Raw genomic sequence first — 17,324 nt, 5'->3', positions numbered from 1 at the left:
GAGGGCCTCGGCCAGGACGCGCAGCACCCGGTCCACGGGGGCGTCGCCGGTGACGGCGAGCGCCAGGGCCTGGTGCGACTCGCCCAGGCGGCGCAGGCCGCGCAGGTGCCGCTCCTCCAGTTCCGCGCCGACAGCCTGGCTGACGGCGGCGAAGGGCGTGGGGCGGGGTACCTCCACCAGGGGCAGCCCCCGCTCGCGGCACTGCCCGACCAGTCCGGAGGGGACGGTGTCGTGTACCGGGGTGACGCCGAAGCCGACGGCGCTGACCCCGGCGCCGACCAGGGAGTCCACGTAGTCGCGCAGCGACGCGTCGGTGCCGGGCAGGTTGAGGCCCGCGGTGAGCAGCAGTTCGCCGCCGCGCAGGTAGGCGGCCGGATCGGTGAGCTCGCTGACCACCGCCCAGCCGATCCCCGGGTCACCGGCCGCCACGACCGTTCTCAGCCCGAGGTCACGGCGGCCCACGACGGTGCTCAGCGGCACCGTGTGGCCCCGTGCCCGGTCCGCGTTCCCCGCCATGTCCCTCCGTCACTCGTCCGCCGGCCCGGCGGGGTGGGTACGACTCACACCCTTTCCGGCCCCGGTGGCTCCGGAAGAGTGGCCGTCCGGGCGTACCGCCCCGCACATCCTGGATATCTCATCCAGAGAGATACGCCAAACAGTGCGTTTCATCCACTGGAGTGGGTTCCAAAGCCTGCCTAACCTGGCCGGTGTCCGCGCCAACGCCGCCACGGCTCACGTCGGTGTCCTCCCCCGCCGGGGAGTCCGCCGACGCGAGCGCCGGACGGACATCCACGCCGCCAGCACCGACCGTGCGGGCGACACCGACGACGAGAGGGACACCACCAGCCGTGAACGCACCGATCGGACCCACCGACTCCAGCCGCGTGCCGCGCTTCGCCGGACCGGCCACCTTCGCCCGGCTGCCCCGCATCGACCAGGTGGAGCGGGCCGACATCGCCGTGGTCGGCGTGCCCTTCGACACAGGCGTCTCCTACCGTCCCGGCGCCCGCTTCGGCCCCTCGTCCATCCGTGAGGCCAGCCGCCTGCTGCGTCCCTACAACCCGGGTCTGGACGTGTCCCCGTTCGCCACCACGCAGGTGGTCGACGGCGGTGACATCGCGGTCAACCCCTTCTCCGTCGGTGACGCCGTGGAGACCCTGGACGAGGCCTCCTCCCAGTTCGTGCAGGCGGGTACCCGCCTGGTCACTCTGGGCGGCGACCACACCATCGCGCTGCCGCTGCTGCGGTCGCTGTACCGCAAGCACGGGCCGATCGCCCTGCTGCACTTCGACGCCCACCTGGACACCTGGGACACCTACTTCGGCGAGCCCTACACCCACGGCACTCCCTTCCGCCGCGCCGTGGAGGAGGGCATCCTCGACACCGAGGCGCTGTGCCACGTGGGCACCCGCGGTCCGCTGTACGGCAAGAAGGACCTGGAGGACGACCGCCGATTCGGTTTCGGCATCGTCACCTCCGCCGACGTCATGCGCAAGGGCGTGGACGAGGTCGCCGACGCTCTGCGCCAGCGCATCGGCAACCGCCCGCTGTACGTGTCGGTGGACATCGACGTGCTCGACCCCGCGCACGCGCCCGGCACCGGCACGCCCGAGGCGGGCGGGTTGACCAGCCGTGAGCTGCTGGAGATCCTGCGCGGCCTGTCCGCCTGCAACCTGGTGGGCGCCGACGTGGTGGAGGTCGCCCCGGCCTACGACCACGCCCAGATCACCGCCACCGCCGCCTCGCACGTGGCCTACGACCTGGTCAGCGTGCTGGCGCTCAACCACCGGGGCTGAGCCCTCGAAGCCTGACGCTCGGGGCCGTTCGGGTCAGACCCGGACGGCCCCGCCGCGTGCGCGCAGATGGGACCAGGTCAGCTCGGTGACGTGGTGGGCCATGGCCCCGGGGTCCTCCTCCGGATGCTCCAGGAGCCAGTCGGCGAAGGCGTCGGCGGTGCTGACCGCGACGCGCGCCAGGAGCTGGGCGTCCCTGGGGGCGAGGTCGCCGTAGCCCTCGCGCGTGCACGAGGTGATGAGGTCGGCGACCTCGGACATGACCCGCTCCCGGAGCCGGGCGGTCTCCCCCGCGAAGGGTTCGCCCTGGAGGGCGGCGCGCCGGTAGAGCACGGTCCAGCTCTCGCGGTTGTCGGTGACGAAGGCGAAGAAGGCCCGCATGCCGCGCTGGAGGGGGTCGTCCCCCGCCGGGGCGTGCGGGTCGTGCGCGGCGGCGCGTAGGGCCTCGACGAGCCGGTCGGTCTCCCTGCGCACGCACGCGGTGAAGATCCCCTCCTTCGATCCCAGGTACTGGTAGATGGTGGGTTTGGAGGTTCCGGCCGCCGCCGCGATCTCCTCGACGCTGACGGTGTGGTAGTCGCCGCGTGAGAACGCGGTGACGGCGGCGTCGATCATCCGCTGCTCCCGGAGTCGGCGCGGGAGCCTGTGCTGTTTGGTCTTCACGGACCCAGACTTTATTGCGGCGCGGGTGTCCGGCCAGGGACGGTTGTCACGTGTGCGCGCCCCCCGCACGGGGACGGAGGGCACGCGCGCACGTGACCTGTGACGACCGGTGGGTTCACCCTGACGCGGAGTGGTTCTTCCCACATCGCCCCCGGTGGAGGTGGTCGGATCCCGCACACGGGTGCGCGGAACCCGGTTTCCGTCAGACGGGAACGTCGCGCAGTTCCAGGGTGCAGCACTTGGCGCCGCCCCCGGCCCGGCGCAGCTCGTCCAGCTCCACGGGATGGACCGTGTAGCCGAGCGCGCGCAGGCGGTGGGCCAGGGAGACGGCCTCGGCGGCGATGACGACGTTGCGGCCGTCGCACACGGCGTTGAGGCCGAGCACGGCGGCGTCCTCCTCGGTGGCCAGGAGCGCGTCGGGGTAGAGCGCGCGCAGTACCCGCTGGCTTCCGGTGGAGAAGGCTCCGGGGTAGTAGGCGATCCGGTCATCGGAGAGGACGAACAGCGCGGTGTCCAGGTGGTAGAAGCGCGGGTCGGCCAGCTGGAGGGTGATGACGGGTCGGCCCAGGAAACGCTCGGCCTCCTGGTGCGCGGCGGCCTCGGTGCGAAAGCCCGTGGCGGCCAGGACCACGTCGTCCAGGGCGAGGAAGTCGCCCTCGCCCTCGTTGACGTACTTGGGCTCGTGGGTCTCGGTGTAGCCCGCCTCGCGGAACCAGTCCAGGTAGGCCGGGCCCTCGGGGGTGCGCTCGGCGCTGGCGAAGCGCGCGCCGTAGACCCTGCCGTCCACGACCAGGGCGCCGTTGGCCGCGAAGACCATGTCGGGCAGGCCGTCGATGGGCTCGATCTCGCTGACCCGGTGCCCGAGGGAGAGGTAGAGGTCGCGCAGCCCCTCCCACTGCCGGATGGCGCGTGCGCGGTCGACCCCCGCGGCGGGGTCCATCCAGGGGTTGATCGTGTACTCGACCGCGAAGTGGGTGGGACGGCACATGAGGTAGTGCCGTGGAACCGGTGCCGGAGTGACTGATTGGGCCACGAAGCCTCCCGTGTACCGCGCGGGACGCCGGACGGCCCCCGGCGGGGCGTGCGCGCGCCGCGCGGAGCCTGAGCGCGGACGAGGGGGACATACCCGCGCCCGGGTTCCCTCGAACAGGGAGACGGACGGCGCGGCTCCGGAAGGAGCCGCGCCGGGAGGTCGGGCGCGGGGGCGGGGTGGGAGACCGGCCCCGGGATCAGCCCGTGGAGCAGGCCGAACCGTTGAGGGCGAAGCCGGTCGCCTGGCCCGCGTCACCGGTGTGCGTGGCCTGGTACCCGACGCTCACGCTGGCGCCGGGCGCGATGACCCCGTTGTAGGAGGCGTTGGCGGCGGTGACCGTGCCCTGGCTCTGGTCGTAGACGGCGTTCCAGCCGGAGGTGAGGGCCTGGCCGCGGGGCAGCGTGAACTCCAGGGACCAGCCGTCGACCGCGGTGGTCCCGGTGTTGGTGATGGTCAGGGATGAGGTCAGGCCCCTGCTCCAGGCGTTGGTGGTGGCGAAGCAGGTGAAGGGCACGCCGGTCAGCTTCTCGGCCGTAAACGACCAAGCGTGCAGTTGAACCACCCCGCCGGATGCGAGGAAGCTCACCGCGTCTGACCCGACAACCTAGGGTTGGTCGGGTGGGCCGTGTGACTGCCGCCCCGCATCCCACACGCCCTGGCCCCTGCGGGCCAGGACATGGGAAGCATTCCGGTCCGCGTGCGCAACGACGCCACACGACCGGCAGATGAAGGAGGCCTGGGAGATCCGGTTGGCCTTGTCGGTGTAGGAACACTCGGCGCACTCACGTGAAGAGTACGCCGGGTCCACGAACACCACCGGCACACCGGCCCGTTTGGCCTTGTAGGTGATGAACTGACCCAGCTGATGGAAGGACCAGGAATACAACGTGGCCCGTTGGGGCTTGCGTTGCCGTACCCTCCGCAGAATGCCCGTGAGGTCTTCCAGGGCGATCCCGCGCGAGGTGCGTTCAGCCACGGCCACGATGCGTTTCGAGATCTGATGGTTGGTGTCCTTGGCGTGCCTGGCTTCGCGGCGGCGGCGCTTCTTGAGCAGGCGTTTGGTGGACTTGGTGCCCTTAGCCTGCAACTTCTGACGTAGGCGCTGTTGTCGACGGCGGTACCGGTTGATCTTGCGCCCGGCCAGGATCTGACCGTCGCTGGTGGTAGCGATGTTGGCGATACCGAGGTCGACCCCGATAAAGGAGTCGGGCTCGACCTGGGGGGCGTCAGGGACCTCAACGGTCACCGCGAGGAACCAGACGCCGTCGCGGCAGAGCAGGTCAGTTTCGCCGCGTTTGTGCTCAGCCAACGTCTTGATCTGGTCGGGGGAGCCGGTGAACGGCACGTCCTTGAGCCGGCCCTGGAACGTCCACAGCGAGATCGTGCGCGCGTCTAGGGCGAAGGACAGGTTGCGCGCATCGTAAGGGTGCCCGGAGTCGGGGCGGAAGGTGATGGGTGTGGATTCAATCCGCTCCCGGCGGGCCGATCCCTTGGGCCCGTAGTTGCCGTGGTGCAGGTTCGAGCGGCGGGCGCGGTAGGCGTCACACACACGCTTGATCACGTGTTGGGCGGCCTGTGACCCCACCCCGGCCTCGCGCAACTGCTGGTAGGTATGCTTGCGCAGCGCGTAGTTACGCGTCACGCCCCGTTCGTGGGCCACCTTGGCCACCCAGGTGGCGTGGTCGTTGAGCGCACGCAGGGTCGACTCGAGCACCGTGGCCTGCTCAGGCGACGGTGTGAGCTTGACACACACCACGATCTTCGACACATCCACCATCCTGCACCCGGCCAGTGACAGAACGCAGCCAAAGCAGTCCGTTGTGACCCCCATCACTAGAGATCCGGTGTGGTCAGCGCGACGATTCCTCCCAGGGCTGAAGCCCCGGGTTCCTCACCAAAGCAAAGTTGGACGCAGCACTAACCACCAGTGTCTCAACGGCCACTGTCCGAGCCGCTCAGGCCCACGGCCTCCTCCAGTTCCTCCCGGCTCATCTTCGACCGGCCGGGCACGTCCAGCTCCGAGGCCCGCTGGAGCAGCTCCCTCTTGGTGACCCGGCCCTCGCTCCGCCCCTCGACCCGGGTACCGCGCGCTCCGGGGTCGCGGGGCTCGCGTGTCCTCCTGGTCCCCTCCGCTCCGGCGGACGCGCGCGTACCGCGCGCACGCGTGCCCCGGGTGCGCTGGGCCGGCAGGCTCTGCCGCAGGGCCTCGCCGAGCCCGTCCCTCCCCTCCTCCGGGGGCATGGCCTGCTCGGGGCGGTGGGTGAACGTGCGTCCCCGGGCCTTGGCGCGCACCAACTCGGTCAGGCGCTGACCGTAGCTGTCCTCGTAGTCCTTCGGGTCCCACTCGATCGACAGGGCCCGCACCAGTTCCCTGGCCAGTTCCAGCTCGTCCTTGGCCAGCGCGGCGTGCGCCACGGGCGGCATCACGTCGTCGGGCTCGCGGACCTCGTCGGGCCACCACAGGGTGGAGGCCGACAGCACGCCCCGGTTCGGCTCGATCAGGACGGGGTACTCGCGGTCGCGCAGGCCCACGGTGGCCACGCCCGAGCGGCGGGTCTGCTCCAGGGCCGTGTACAGCAGCTGGTAGGCCCTGGCGTCGACCGCGGCTCTGGGGGCGACGTAGTAGGTGGAGGCGTACCACAGCGCGTCGACGGCGCCCTGGGACAGGAACCCGGTCATCTCCATCGTGCGCGAGCCGTGCGGGAGGATCTCCTCCAGCTCCTCGGGCTCCAGGACCACGTACTCGTCCTCGACGCCCGTCCTGGCGCCGCGGACGACGTCCTCGCTGGCGACCTCCTCGCCGGTGCGCTCGTTGACGCGGACGTAGCGGATGCGGTCGGCGGTGCCCCGCTCGAACTGGTGCAGCACGGGCCCCCTGCGTTCGCGCGCGCTGTAGAGGCGCACACCGATCGGCACCCTGCCGAACCTGAGGGTTCCCACCCAAACCGGATTGACCATAAGCCCCTCCTCTGCCTCCCATCATCACCGGTACCAGGCAAAATGTCGGTCGACCACGGCAAAGAACCGGCAAGGGGGAAATGCTGGGGACTATCGGTGGAAGCACGGGAGCACGCGCCCCCGCCCCTTGACCGACCGGTCGGTATTGCTACTGTCACGGCAGTCCGCGATTGGAGTTCCTCCCATGAGTACGACCGTCAAGGCCGCCGTCTTCACCGAGCAGGACGCCCCGCCCCGAATCCGGGACCTGGTCCTTCCCGACCCCGGTCCCGGCCAGGTGCGGGTGCGCCTGGCCGCGGCCGGGGTGTGCCACTCCGACCTGTCCCTGTCCAACGGAACCCTGGCGCAGAAGTGGCCCGCCGTGCTCGGTCACGAGGGCGCCGGAACCGTCGACGCCGTCGGTGAGGGCGTCACCGGGGTGGTACCGGGCCAGCAGGTGATCCTGAACTGGGCGCCGTCCTGCCGCGAGTGCTGGTTCTGCCGCCAGGGTGAGCCCCACCTGTGTGAACACGCGCTGGACCGCACCGTGCAGGCCTACGCCGAGCTCACCGACGGCACGCCCGTCCACCCCGGCCTGGGCTGCGGCGCGTTCGCCGAGGCCACCGTGGTGCCCGCCCACGCCGTCGTGCCGCTGCCCGACGGGATCGACCCGGCGGTGGCCGCCGTGCTGGGCTGCGCGGTGCTCACCGGTTGGGGCGCCGTGAACAACTCCGCGGCCGTGCGCGAGGGCCAGTCCGCCGTGGTGCTGGGGCTGGGCGGGGTGGGCCTGTCGGTGCTCCAGGCCGCACGTCTGGCCGGTGCGGACCCGGTGATCGCGGTGGACGCCTCCCCCGCCAAGGAGGAACTGGCCCGATCGCTGGGCGCGACCGAGTTCCTGCCCGCCGACGGCTCGCTGACCAGGGCCGTGCGCAAGCTGACGGGCGGCCGGGGCGCCGACCACGCCTTCGAGGTGGTCGGTTCGGCGAAGGTGGTGCGCGCGGCCTGGGACGCGTCCCGGCGCGGCGGCACGGTCACGGTGGTGGGCGTGGGCAGGGTGGACGACGAGGTGTCGTTCAACGCGCTGGAACTGTTCCACCAGGCGCGGACTCTGCGCGGGTGCGTGTACGGCTCGGGCGACCCGGCCCGCGACGTTCCGCTCATCGCCGAGCAGGTGCGTTCGGGGGAGCTGAGGCTGTCGGCGATGGTCACCGACGAGATCCCGCTGGAGGGCGTGCCCGAGGCCTTCGAGCGTATGAAGCAGGGGAAGGGCGGCCGGTCGCTGGTGCGCTTCGGCGGCTGAGACGCGTGCGGGTTCCGGCTCCGTGTACGGCGCCGGAACCCGCGGGGAGGGGCCCCGGGCCGTCAGCGGTGGCGCCTGGGAACGGGGTTGCCGTCGGCGTCGAGCATCGTGACCTGGAGCATGGGTTTCCATGGTGTGTACTGCCCGGGCTGCTGACGGAGCCGATCGCGCAGCATGGTCAACTGCCGGGCGTAGAGGTAGGAGACCAGGCACCAGGCGGCCAGGGGCACGAACAGGGAGCCGGAGAACAACTGGGCGTGGGACAGCGCCAACAACAATCCGTACATGGCCATGACGAGCATCTGGGAGTGGCCGCTCTCCCACTGGTGCCATCCGAAGGCCAGGGCGATGGCGGCGATCGCGGGTGCCGGGCCGGCGAACACCGTGACCATCGGGTAGACGACCACGAAGAGCACGACCGTGGTGGACAGGCCGCCCAGTGTGAAGGACCAGACCGCCCAGCGCCGCTCGGCGTCGGTCAGGACGGGCGGGCCGGCCGGTTCCGTGGCCGACGACGCGGCGCCGCTCCGGCGCTTCTCCAACACGAGGGCCGCCACGAACATAACGGCCCCCGTCAGGGCCGCGACCGTGCCGGTCCAGGCCACGAGGTTGCCTGCCAGAAGGGGGCGCGCGGAGGAGCCGTACTCCTGTGTCCGGAGCAGGATGAGGTTGAGGTCGGACGGGGTGACGACCCGGGCGGTGGCCACGAAGACCGCGGCCCCGAGGAGTTCGACGAGGGAGAGTGCCATCCCCACGTGGAAGAGGCGTGTCCGCCGGGTGGGACGGCCGGGTTCGACCGGCTCGCCCAGACGGCGCACCAGGGGCCTGGTGGCGAGGGGCTGGATGATGAGGAACACCAGGAGCGCGAGGCCGATCAGGGTGGCGAGCGGTCCCGGGTCGAGGGTCGGGGGATGGAAGTACACGATGGGTCCTCGTCGGTGAACACGTTGCGACCAGCGCGAACGGGTCCCGGTGGACTCCGGGCGCGCGGGGGTCGCACGATTCTGTCCCAAACCAGGGGGTTTGTCATCCGCTGACAAATGATGTGGCGCACGGCACACGTTCCCCTTGTGGGGCCGGTCGCGCGGGGGCACAGTCGTCACCACCACGCACGCCGTGCCCCGGGCACGGCCGACCCGAGGGGAAGACGCACATGGACCGAGGAGACGACCACGCCGACGTGATCGTCGTCGGCGCAGGGCTGGCCGGGCTGGCCGCGACCGCCGAACTGGCCGACGCGGGAAAGCGGGTGGTCCTGCTCGACCAGGAGCCCGAGCGGTCCCTGGGCGGCCAGGCGTTCTGGTCCTTCGGCGGCCTGTTCCTCGTGGACTCCCCCGAGCAGCGCCGCATGGGCGTTCGGGACTCCACCGAACTGGCCCTCCAGGACTGGATGGGCACCGCGGGGTTCGACCGCCCCGAGGACGCCTGGCCCCGCCGGTGGGCCGAGGCCTACGTGGACTTCGCCGCCGGGGAGAAGCGCTCCTGGCTGCACCAGCAGGGCCTGCGTTTCTTCCCCCTCGTGGGCTGGGCCGAGCGCGGCGGCCACCTGGCCGACGGCCACGGCAACTCCGTGCCCCGCTTCCACATCACCTGGGGCACGGGGCCGGGCGTGGTCGCGCCCTTCGAGCGGCGGGTGCGCGCGGCGGCCGAGCGCGGGCTGGTCTCGCTGCGGTTCCGCCACCGGGTGGACGAGCTGGTGGTCGCCCAGGGAGCCGTCACGGGTGTGCGCGGCGCCGTCCTGGCCCCCAGCGGGGTCAGGAGGGGTGAGGCCAGCGGCCGCGAGATGGTCGGCGACTTCGAGGTGTCCGCCCAGGCGGTCGTGGTCACCTCCGGCGGGATCGGCGCCAACCACGACCTGGTGCGCCGCAACTGGCCCGAGCGTCTGGGCACCCCGCCCCGGGACATGCTCTCGGGCGTGCCCGAGCACGTGGACGGGCGCATGCTCGCCATCACCGAGGACGCGGGCGGTCAGGTCATCAACCCCGACCGCATGTGGCACTACACCGAGGGGATCCAGAACTGGGACCCCGTGTGGTCCCGGCACGGCATCCGCATCCTGCCGGGACCGTCGTCGCTGTGGCTGGACGCGACCGGCAGGCGGCTGCCCGCGCCCAACTTCCCCGGGTTCGACACGCTGGGCACCCTGGAACACATCATGGGCAGCGGCCACGAGTACACGTGGTTCGTGCTCTCGCAGAGGATCATCGAGAAGGAGTTCGCCCTGTCGGGTTCGGAGCAGAACCCCGACCTGACGGGGAAGGACCTCGGGCTCGTCCTCAAGCGGGTGCTGCCCGGCGCACCCGGGCCGGTGGAGGCGTTCAAGCGCCACGGGGAGGACTTCGTGGTCGCGGACAGGCTGCCCGAGCTGATCCGGAGGATGCGGGAGGTCGCGGGCGACGGGGTGCTCGACCCCGACACCGTCACCCGCGAGGTGGTGGCCCGCGACCGGGAGATGGTCAACACCTTCACCAAGGACCTCCAGGTGACGGCCATCCACGGGGCGCGCAACTACCGGGGCGACCGGCTGGCCCGGGTGGCCGCACCGCACCAGATCCTGGACCCCAAGGCGGGTCCGCTGATCGCGGTGCGGCTGCGCGTCCTCACCCGCAAGACCCTGGGCGGGCTGCACACCGACCTGGACGCCCGGGTGCTGCGCGAGGACGGCACACCGCTGCCGGGGGTGTACGCGGCGGGTGAGGTGGCCGGTTTCGGCGGTGGCGGGCTGCACGGGTACCGGGCGCTGGAGGGCACGTTCCTGGGCGGGTGCCTGTTCTCGGGCCGTACGGCCGGCCGGGCCGCCGCGGCGGCCCTGGGGTAGCCGCCGGAGGGATTCCGTCCGGGGGCGGGGCCGGGAACGCACCCGGTCCCGCCCCTTCGCGTTGCGGTCGTCCCCGTAAAGCGAAAGGGAAGGCCACTTATTCACGGATTTCGGTGTTTCTGCCCGTCAGCGCCTCCTGGGCCGCCACGCTGGTCCTCATGTACCTGAGGAGGCATCATGAGTGTTATGACTACCGGCAAGATGGAACTCGGACCGGGCCCGCTCACCGTGGAGGATCTGCGCGACACTCCGGACGACGGACGGCGGTACGAACTGGTCGACGGGCGGCTTGACGTGGCACCCGCACCGGTTTTCCTCCACAGCCGTATCGAGTCCCGGCTGAGCATCCATCTCGGTGTTCTCGCGTCCGTCGAGTTCGAGGTTGTCGCGAGTCCCGGGATCAACATGAACGCCGACCGGACTCATCACCGCATTCCGGACCTCGCGGTCATCCGTCCGGAGAACGCGGAGAGTCCCTACCTCACCAAGCCCCCGCTGTTGGCGGTCGAGGTCGTCTCCCCCGAGAGCGTCATCCGGGACCACCACACCAAGCGCCACGAGTACGCCGAGTTCGGCATTCCCTCGTACTGGATCATCACCCCCGACCCCGAGGAGCCGAGTATCGCCGAACTGCGGCTGAAGAACGGTGAGTACACCGAGGCGTCAGCGGCCTTCGGAGAGGACCTCTTCGAAACCGACTTTCCCTTCCCCCTGCGCATCGTTCCTCACTGGCTGACCGCACCCGGCGACTGGCGCAGGCACATCGGTGGCCCGGAGGCGAAGGCCGCCGAGTAAGCCTCGTGCGAGCGTCGGGAGCCGGGTGTCCAGGGCACCCGGCTCCCGACGTTCCCGGCGTCACTCCGGCGGGGCGTCGTCCTCCGGTTCGGGGGCGGGCCTGCGCGGTCGACCGCGGCGGGGGATGGCCTTGGCCTGCTTCGGCATCCTGCCCGCCTCGTCCAGCGCGCGGCGCAGGAGGAACTCGATCTGGGCGTTGGTGCTGCGCAACTCCTGCCCGGCCCACCGCGCGAGCGCGTCGTGGACGGCGGGGTCGAGCCGCAGCAGCACCTTCTTGCGCTCGGGCACGGCCACCTCACGCGGTCACTGGTACAGGGTCCCGGCGTTGACGACGGGGTTGGCCGGACGGTCGGAGCACAGCACCACGAGCAGGTTGCTGACCATGGCGGCCTTGCGCTCCTCGTCCAGTTCCACCACCTCCTCCTCCGACAGGCGGGAGAGCGCACGGTCGACCATGCCCACCGCGCCCTCGACGATCTCCTGCCGCGCGGCGATGAGCGCACTGGCCTGCTGGCGCTGGAGCATGGCCTGGGCGACCTCCGAGGCGTAGGCCAGGTGGGTGAACCGCGACTCCACGATCCGCACGCCCGCCGCCTCGACCCGTTCACCGACCTCCTTGGACAGCTGCTCGGTGATGAGGTCGGCGCTGCCGCGCAGGGAGCTGCTGGTGTCGGCGTCGTAGGAGTCGTAGGGGTAGTTGCCCGCGATGTGGCGCACGGCGGCCTCGGTCTGGATGGAGACGAACTCCACGAAGTCGTCCACCTCGAAGGAGGCGCGTGCGGTGTCCTCCACCTGCCAGACGATGACGGCGGCGATCTCGATCGGGCTGCCGGAGGCGTCGTTGACCTTCATGACGGAGGTCTCGTGGTTGCGGATGCGGGTGGAGACGCCCTTGCGGACGGTGAAGGGGTTGACCCAGCGCAGGCCGTCGGTGCGGACGCTGCCGACGTAGCGGCCGAAGAGCTGGACCACCTTGGCCTCGTTGGGCGCGACCATCTCCAGCCCGACGAAGAGCAGGGCTCCGACCGCGGCGGCGACGACGCCGACGGCCACCAGGGGCACGGGCAGGCCGACGAGGGGCGACAGGGCGACGGCCACGCCGACGAGGAACAGCAGGATGCTGACCACGGCCATGAGCATGCCGTTGACGCTGGTGGCGGTGTGTTCTCGGTACTGGGGCGCGGGGTTCGGGGTCTGTCCTGTTTCGGTCATCTGGCCTTCCGCTCTCTCCGTAGTGATGACTGGAGAATAGCATTGTGATATCACTTTTAACAGACACCCGGCCCGTCGGGCCCCGACCGAGAAGGAGGCGTGGACGCGATGAGCGCCGACACCCCCCGCCTGCGCCCACCCCGCCACCGCGTGGACAAGCGAGCCGTCTGGTGGTGGACGACCCGGTCACTGGCCGTGACCGTGGTCGTCACCGCGGCCCCCGTGGTGCCCGCGATCATCTGGGAGCCGCCGCGTACGTGGTTCCTGCTGGCCGCCGCCGTGGTCGGCGGGTTCGGACTGCTGATCACCGTGGTCATGCCGCAGTGGCGCTACCGCGTCCACCGCTGGGAGGTCACCGACACCGCCGTCTACACCTCCAGCGGGTGGCTCTGGCAGGAGTGGCGTGTGGCCCCGATGTCGCGCATCCAGACCGTGGACACCGCGCGCGGCCCCCTCCAGCGGGCGTTCGGGCTCTCCAGCGTGACCGTGACCACCGCGTCCGCCGCCGGACCGATCGAGATCACCGGACTCGACCAGGCGCTGGCCACACAGGTGGCCGACCAGCTCACCGACACCACCCAGGCGACCCCGGGGGACGCGACATGAGCGACGAGCACCGACCGAACCCGGAGGAGTCCCGGCCGACGCCGGACGGGGCCGCCCCGGCCGCCGAGGACCGCGTCCGGCCCGTCCCGGAGGCGGCGGAGGGCGTTCCGGCCGAACCGACCGGCGCCCACACAGGCGAGTGGGACGGCACCGGGACCGCTTCCGACACGGACTCCGCTCCCCTGGGGGAGGGCGCCGAGGACACATCCGCCGAGGAGGACCCCCCCCACGACGGCTGGCAGCGGCTGCACCCGCTCAGCGTGTGGGCCAGTACCGCCGTCGCGGGCGTGTTCCTCGTCCCCGCCGCGATCGTGGGCACGATCGTCCTCCTGGCCACGGGACACCCGTGGTGGGCCCTGGCCCCGCTCCCCGCCGCGCTCGCGTTCCTCGCGCTCATGACCTACCTGGACATGCTGCGCCTGCGCGCGATCCGCTACCGGGTCACCGCCGAGCGCATGGAGATGCGCTCGGGCATCATCGCCAAGTCCTACCGGTCCATCCCGCGTGAACGCGTACGCAGCGTCGACGTGGCGGCACCCCTCTACGTGCGGATCTTCGGCCTGTGCTCGGTCACGGTCGGCACCGGCGAGAAGGTCGGCGCCGGGGCCGACCAGCTCCAACTGCTCTACGTCACCGCCGAACAGGGCGAGTGGCTGCGCCGCGACCTGCTGCGCCGGGGCGTCCCCGCGTCCGCCGGGCGCTCCGGGGAGACCGCCGGGACCGGCACGCCGGAGGACGGGGAGGCCGAACTGGCCCGGCTGGACCGCAGGTGGTTCGCCTACGCCCCCGCGACCACGGCCACCCTGGGCGTGGGCCTTGGTGCGATCGCCGGTCTGGTGGGCCTCAACGCCCAGACCGGGGGCGTGGGGTGGGAGTGGGTCTCCGACCAGGCCAACCTGCCCAGCGTGCAGGAGATGTCCTCGTTCGTCATGCGGCAGGTCCTGATCGTGGTGCCCACGGCACTGCTGGTGCTGCTGGTGTCCGGTGTGATCGTGCTGACCGCCGTGGCCGTGGAGACCTGGTGGAACTACCGCCTCACCCGGGAGGCCGACGGGACCGTGCGGCTGCGCCGTGGCCTGCTGACGAGCGTGTCGCTGTCGGTGGAGGGGCGCCGCCTCAACGGGATCACCCTCCACGAACCGTACGTGCTCCGCAGGTCGGGCGGGGCTGACGTGCGCGCGGTGGCGACCGGGCTTGCCGCCGCGGACGACCAGAAGACCAGCGCCAAGAGCCGCCTGTCCCCGCCCATGCCGCGGAAGCGGGCGCTCGCGCTGGCCGCCGACCTGATGCGGACGCCGGACTCCCCCCTGGACGTCCCGCTGGCCGCGCACCCCCGGGCCGCGCTGCGCCGCCGCCTCACCCGGGCCACCGTCGTCACCGTGCTGGGCGTGGCGCTCTCCGGGGCGCTGGCCTGGCTGCACACGCTGGTCAGCGAGGCCTGGTGGGAGGTGGTGCGCAAGGCGGAACAGGAGATCATCCCCGTGCCGCTGGCCACGGGCACGGTGGAGGCCACCCCGAGCTGGGGGTGGTCGGTGCTGGCGGTGGCGATCGCCGCGGTGGCGTTCTGGTACGCGGTGGGGTCCTACCGCGGCCTGGGCCACGGGCTGCACCCGCGCTACCTCGTGGTGCGCAGGGGAATGGCGGTGCGTGACACGGTGACGTTGGAGCGGTCGGCGGTGATCGGCTGGCGGATCAAGCGCTCGCCGTTCCAGCGCAGGCTGGGTCTGGCCGACGTGGCCGCCACGACGGCGGCGGGCCAGGGGATGTACGAGGCCAGGGACGTGGGACTGGGTCAGGGGCTGGCCTGGGCGGACGAGGCCGTCCCGGAGCTGCTGGCGCCCTTCCTGGTGTCCGGTGGGCGGAACGGAGGCGAGGAGGAGCCGCCCCGTTCCTGACGGCGGGAGGCCTTCCCGGGTCCGGGTCCTCCACCGTCCTCGCGGGGCGGCGGAGGACCCGGCCCTCGCTTCTGGGCGTTCGTCAGGAGGCCGACGGATGTTCGGGGACGGTGTTGAGGATGGGATCGCCGTTGACCCGCAGACCGCTGGTGTGGGTCAGCGCCATCTCCAGGATGGGGTAGATCTCGAACACGCGGTCCATGTCGAGCGCCCACAGCACGCGCGCGGCGATGGGCGCGGGCTCGGCGAGGACCACGTGTCGGCCCTCCCTGGTGAGGCTCCTGTAGACCGACACCAGGGCGCTCACCCCGCTCGCGTCGAAGAAGTCGAGCCGGGACATGTCCACCACCAGGCAGTCGCACCGGGAGGCGTACGCGGCCTGGAGCAGCTGATCGCGCATACGGTCGGCGGTGGCGAGGTCAACCTCGCCGTGGACGGGCACCACCGTCACACCCGTACAGGGGAAACGCTCCTGGGCAGAGCACCGGGCATCCTTCGCCACTCGGGCCACCTCTCACCGGACGTAACCTTTCCACTACGCAACCGCGTACGAGATCGTAACCTCTCCAGAGAGGCCATGGGAGGCTTTCCTGAGAAAAACCCATGAAATCTCGCCGATGTGGCTGGAGGGACAGTCCGGTATCACCCCGTCCGGAAGGCGACGGGCCGTGTCGCGCCGCATCCGACGCCGCGGCCCGTGACTTCTCCTCTCGGACACTCCCGGAACCGCACCCGCTCGTGGCCTCACACGCCCGGGTGCGGTAGAAGCGGTACGGAAGGGCATCCCCGTGCCGCGCCCACGGGCCGGACACGCGGGCCGACCTCAGGGACAGCCAAGAGAAGGGAGGGAGCGGCGGCTCCCGGCCGACGGCCGGTACGTCGCCGCGCACCCGATGACCGAAACCGCCGACACCCAGCCCGGCTGGTTCTCCCCCGAGGAACTGGAGAACATCCGCGGCCGTATGCCCGTCCTCTACGTCCAGGCGGTACCCGTGCGGGTGGACGAGGTGGGCGAGGTGACCCACGTCGGCCTGCTCATGCGGGCCACCCCCGACGGCAGCTTCCACCGCTCGGTGGTCTCGGGGCGGGTGCTCTACCACGAGCGGGTGCGTGACGCCCTCCTGCGCCACCTGGAGAAGGACCTGGGCCCCGTGGCCCTGCCGCGCATCCCCACCTCGCCGCAGCCGTTCACGGTCGCCGAGTACTTCCCCACCCCGGGGATCACCCCGTTCCACGACTCGCGCCAGCACGCGGTGGCGATGGCCTACATCGTCCCGGTCTCGGGCGACTGCCAGCCCCGGCAGGACGCCCTGGACCTGGTGTGGTTCACCCCGGAGGAGGCGTCCAGCACGCAACTGCGCGAGGAGATGACGGGCGGCCAGGGGGTGCTGCTGCGCCAGGCGCTGGCCCACGTGGGCCACGCCCCGTAGGCACGGGCGAACGCGACCCCGGGCGCGGTGCGCGGTTCCCGCCGCGTACCGCGTCCCGACCGCCAGGAACGTTCCGGCGGGGGTGTGGCCCCTCCCGCCCGTCACCCTCCACCACCCTCAACCGACGCCTCCGGCGCAGCACCCCCCTCTTCGTCACCCTCCACCACCCCCAAACGCCCTAAGCTCGTGCCCATGTCCGAACCGCTCGTCGCCGACGCCCTCGCGCTGGTCCCCGCCGACGGGGCCCGCCGCGCCGTCCTCGGCCTGGCCGGTGCCCCCGCCGCCGGGAAGTCCACGCTCGCCCGCCACCTGGTGGCCGGGATCGAGCGCGAACTGGGCCCGGGGGTCGCCGGGTACCTGCCCATGGACGGCTTCCACCTGTCCAACGCCCAGCTCGACCGGTTGGGGCGGCGCGACCGCAAGGGCGCCCCGGACACCTTCGACGCGCACGGGTACGTGGCGCTGGTCCGCCGCCTGCTGACCGAGACCGACCATCCCGTCTACGTGCCCGACTACGACCGTCAGCTGCACGAGCCCGTCGCCGCGCGGCACGTGGTCGCTCCGCACACCCGCCTGGTGGTGACCGAGGGCAACTACCTGGCCGGTGACGAGGAGCCCTGGTCGCTGCTGCGCGGACTGTTCACGCAGCTGTGGTACGTGGAGGCCGACGACGAGCTGCGCGAACGCAGACTGCACCGGCGCCAGGTGTCGGGCGGGGTCACCGACGAGGCCGCGCGCGAGTGGGTGGAGCGCAGTGACCGCCCCAACGGGGAGCTGGTCAAGCGGTTCCGGGACAACTGCACGCGGGTGGTGCACCCGGGGCGTCTCGCCGAGGACTGAAA

18 protein-coding genes are annotated in these 17,324 nt (G+C 71.6%); 8 read left to right on the top strand and 10 right to left on the bottom strand.

The annotated features are described in order from the left end of the window. The coding region (locus D455_RS0100610) for a PucR family transcriptional regulator ligand-binding domain-containing protein (RefSeq protein ID WP_026122174.1) at window positions 1–516 on the bottom strand (516 nt) is incomplete at its 3' end. 332 nt (window positions 517–848) lie between these two features. Between D455_RS0100610 and speB the strand changes: the two genes are divergently transcribed. Then, window positions 849–1,796 carry an agmatinase gene (gene speB / locus D455_RS0100605; protein ID WP_017568823.1) on the top strand — a complete coding sequence of 316 codons (948 nt, stop codon included), beginning with the start codon at window positions 849–851 and terminating at the stop codon, window positions 1,794–1,796. Window positions 1,797–1,829: 33 nt separating this feature from the next. Here the strand turns inward: speB and D455_RS0100600 are convergent, their stop codons facing one another. From D455_RS0100600 to ku, 5 genes are all read right to left on the bottom strand, one after another. Continuing rightward, window positions 1,830–2,456: a TetR/AcrR family transcriptional regulator gene (locus tag D455_RS0100600; RefSeq protein ID WP_193789405.1), complete on the bottom strand. Its 627-nt coding sequence runs from the start codon at window positions 2,454–2,456 to the stop codon at window positions 1,830–1,832. A 202-nt stretch (window positions 2,457–2,658) separates the two neighbouring features. After that, complete coding sequence (ddaH, locus tag D455_RS0100595; RefSeq protein ID WP_026122173.1) at window positions 2,659–3,489, bottom strand: dimethylargininase; 831 nt, start codon at window positions 3,487–3,489, stop codon at window positions 2,659–2,661. Between the two features lie 196 nt (window positions 3,490–3,685). Continuing rightward, window positions 3,686–4,003, bottom strand: coding sequence for a cellulose binding domain-containing protein (locus D455_RS0100590; RefSeq protein ID WP_017568820.1), 318 nt, complete (start codon window positions 4,001–4,003; stop codon window positions 3,686–3,688). Between the two features lie 90 nt (window positions 4,004–4,093). Beyond that, the gene (locus tag D455_RS0100585) at window positions 4,094–5,266 is read right to left on the bottom strand and encodes an RNA-guided endonuclease InsQ/TnpB family protein (protein WP_051064554.1); all 1,173 of its coding nucleotides are present in this window, start codon (window positions 5,264–5,266) and stop codon (window positions 4,094–4,096) included. 155 nt (window positions 5,267–5,421) lie between these two features. Then, window positions 5,422–6,447, bottom strand: coding sequence for a non-homologous end joining protein Ku (gene ku / locus D455_RS0100580; RefSeq protein WP_017568818.1), 1,026 nt, complete (start codon window positions 6,445–6,447; stop codon window positions 5,422–5,424). 184 nt (window positions 6,448–6,631) lie between these two features. Between ku and D455_RS0100575 the strand changes: the two genes are divergently transcribed. Continuing rightward, a complete protein-coding gene (locus D455_RS0100575; RefSeq protein ID WP_017568817.1) occupies window positions 6,632–7,726 on the top strand; it encodes an alcohol dehydrogenase catalytic domain-containing protein in 1,095 nt (364 codons plus the stop codon). Between the two features lie 62 nt (window positions 7,727–7,788). On the opposite strand, the gene D455_RS0100570 is transcribed toward D455_RS0100575, so the two are convergent. Beyond that, window positions 7,789–8,649 carry a hypothetical protein gene (locus D455_RS0100570; protein ID WP_017568816.1) on the bottom strand — a complete coding sequence of 287 codons (861 nt, stop codon included), beginning with the start codon at window positions 8,647–8,649 and terminating at the stop codon, window positions 7,789–7,791. A gap of 230 nt (window positions 8,650–8,879) precedes the next feature. Here D455_RS0100570 and D455_RS0100565 point away from each other — a divergent pair, with 230 nt between their 5' ends. Next, window positions 8,880–10,544 carry an FAD-binding dehydrogenase gene (locus D455_RS0100565; protein WP_017568815.1) on the top strand — a complete coding sequence of 555 codons (1,665 nt, stop codon included), beginning with the start codon at window positions 8,880–8,882 and terminating at the stop codon, window positions 10,542–10,544. A 177-nt stretch (window positions 10,545–10,721) separates the two neighbouring features. Further along, window positions 10,722–11,339, top strand: a complete 618-nt coding sequence (locus D455_RS0100560; RefSeq protein WP_026122172.1) for a Uma2 family endonuclease — start codon at window positions 10,722–10,724, stop codon at window positions 11,337–11,339. Window positions 11,340–11,399: 60 nt separating this feature from the next. On the opposite strand, the gene D455_RS0100555 is transcribed toward D455_RS0100560, so the two are convergent. Then, complete coding sequence (locus tag D455_RS0100555) at window positions 11,400–11,627, bottom strand: hypothetical protein (protein WP_017568813.1); 228 nt, start codon at window positions 11,625–11,627, stop codon at window positions 11,400–11,402. Between the two features lie 15 nt (window positions 11,628–11,642). After that, a complete protein-coding gene (locus D455_RS0100550) occupies window positions 11,643–12,551 on the bottom strand; it encodes an SPFH domain-containing protein (protein WP_017568812.1) in 909 nt (302 codons plus the stop codon). A gap of 108 nt (window positions 12,552–12,659) precedes the next feature. Between D455_RS0100550 and D455_RS0100545 the strand changes: the two genes are divergently transcribed. Both D455_RS0100545 and D455_RS0100540 read left to right on the top strand, forming a co-directional pair. After that, window positions 12,660–13,157 (top strand): PH domain-containing protein, encoded by a 498-nt coding sequence (locus D455_RS0100545; protein WP_026122171.1) that lies wholly within the window; start codon window positions 12,660–12,662, stop codon window positions 13,155–13,157. Beyond that, window positions 13,154–15,052: a PH domain-containing protein gene (locus D455_RS0100540; RefSeq protein ID WP_017568810.1), complete on the top strand. Its 1,899-nt coding sequence runs from the start codon at window positions 13,154–13,156 to the stop codon at window positions 15,050–15,052. The genes D455_RS0100545 and D455_RS0100540 overlap by 4 nt, the downstream gene beginning before the upstream one ends. An 82-nt stretch (window positions 15,053–15,134) precedes the next feature. Here the strand turns inward: D455_RS0100540 and D455_RS0100535 are convergent, their stop codons facing one another. Then, complete coding sequence (locus D455_RS0100535) at window positions 15,135–15,503, bottom strand: STAS domain-containing protein (protein WP_017568809.1); 369 nt, start codon at window positions 15,501–15,503, stop codon at window positions 15,135–15,137. Between the two features lie 442 nt (window positions 15,504–15,945). Between D455_RS0100535 and D455_RS0100530 the strand changes: the two genes are divergently transcribed. Both D455_RS0100530 and D455_RS0100525 read left to right on the top strand, forming a co-directional pair. Next, a complete protein-coding gene (locus D455_RS0100530) occupies window positions 15,946–16,482 on the top strand; it encodes an NUDIX hydrolase family protein (protein ID WP_017568808.1) in 537 nt (178 codons plus the stop codon). A 192-nt stretch (window positions 16,483–16,674) separates the two neighbouring features. Beyond that, complete coding sequence (locus D455_RS0100525; RefSeq protein WP_017568807.1) at window positions 16,675–17,322, top strand: nucleoside/nucleotide kinase family protein; 648 nt, start codon at window positions 16,675–16,677, stop codon at window positions 17,320–17,322. Window positions 17,323–17,324 lie beyond the last annotated feature (2 nt).

The organism is Nocardiopsis halotolerans DSM 44410 (assembly GCF_000341065.1).
GTDB classification, from domain to species: Bacteria; Actinomycetota; Actinomycetes; order Streptosporangiales; family Streptosporangiaceae; genus Nocardiopsis; species Nocardiopsis halotolerans.
This window is presented reverse-complemented; position numbering and strand designations above follow the sequence as displayed.

What these genes read in the sequence shown, in the direction of transcription:
- ku (WP_017568818.1), bottom strand. Translation starts at nt 6,447, where the DNA reads ATGGTCAATCCGGTTTGGGTGGGAACCCTCAGGTTCGGCAGGGTGCCG.
- D455_RS0100525 (WP_017568807.1), top strand. Translation starts at nt 16,675, where the DNA reads ATGTCCGAACCGCTCGTCGCCGACGCCCTCGCGCTGGTCCCCGCCGAC.
- D455_RS0100565 (WP_017568815.1), top strand. Translation starts at nt 8,880, where the DNA reads ATGGACCGAGGAGACGACCACGCCGACGTGATCGTCGTCGGCGCAGGG.
- D455_RS0100545 (WP_026122171.1), top strand. Translation starts at nt 12,660, where the DNA reads ATGAGCGCCGACACCCCCCGCCTGCGCCCACCCCGCCACCGCGTGGAC.
- D455_RS0100540 (WP_017568810.1), top strand. Translation starts at nt 13,154, where the DNA reads ATGAGCGACGAGCACCGACCGAACCCGGAGGAGTCCCGGCCGACGCCG.
- D455_RS0100585 (WP_051064554.1), bottom strand. Translation starts at nt 5,266, where the DNA reads ATGGTGGATGTGTCGAAGATCGTGGTGTGTGTCAAGCTCACACCGTCG.
- D455_RS0100560 (WP_026122172.1), top strand. Translation starts at nt 10,722, where the DNA reads ATGAGTGTTATGACTACCGGCAAGATGGAACTCGGACCGGGCCCGCTC.
- D455_RS0100530 (WP_017568808.1), top strand. Translation starts at nt 15,946, where the DNA reads ATGACCGAAACCGCCGACACCCAGCCCGGCTGGTTCTCCCCCGAGGAA.
- D455_RS0100550 (WP_017568812.1), bottom strand. Translation starts at nt 12,551, where the DNA reads ATGACCGAAACAGGACAGACCCCGAACCCCGCGCCCCAGTACCGAGAA.
- D455_RS0100575 (WP_017568817.1), top strand. Translation starts at nt 6,632, where the DNA reads ATGAGTACGACCGTCAAGGCCGCCGTCTTCACCGAGCAGGACGCCCCG.